The 509-nt window shown below is 72.1% G+C and carries 1 protein-coding gene; it reads left to right on the forward strand.

Annotated features, from left to right (window positions below):
• Positions 1–117: 117 nt before the first annotated feature.
• Positions 118–509 (forward strand): family 4 glycosyl hydrolase (locus tag ABD901_RS58915; protein ID WP_486303880.1); only part of this gene is annotated, 392 nt, incomplete at its 3' end.

Consider the following 509-nt stretch of genomic DNA (forward strand, 5'->3'; position numbering starts at 1 on the left):
TGTGCAGTGGAACCTGGTGAGCGCCGCGACCATCCTGACGATGGTGCCGGTCGTGGCGCTGTTCTTCTTCGCACAACGCGCCTTCGTGCAGGGCGTGACACTGACAGGAGTCAAGGGTTGAAAATCGCCGTCGTCGGGGGTGGGTCCACCTACACCCCGGAGCTCATCGACGGGTTCGCGCGGCTGGCGCCGTTCGCGTCCGAGATCGTGCTGCTCGACCCGCACGCGGAGCGCCTGGCGGTCGTCGGCGCGTTCGCGCGGCGCCTGCTGGCACACCACGGCAGCGGCGCCACGCTGCGCTGGACGTCCGATGTGGACGATGCGCTGCGCGGCGCGGCCACGGTCGTCATCCAGCTGCGCGTCGGCGGCCAGCGGGCCCGCATCAGCGACGAGACGTTCCCGCTCGCGTGCGACTGCGTCGGCCAGGAGACGACCGGCGCCGGCGGCTTCGCCAAGGCACTGCGCACGGTCCCGGTCGTGCTGGACATCGCCCGCCGCGCCGACCCGGG

It is taken from the genome of Dactylosporangium darangshiense (genome assembly GCF_039537565.1).
In the GTDB taxonomy this organism is placed as follows: domain Bacteria; phylum Actinomycetota; class Actinomycetes; order Mycobacteriales; family Micromonosporaceae; genus Dactylosporangium; species Dactylosporangium darangshiense.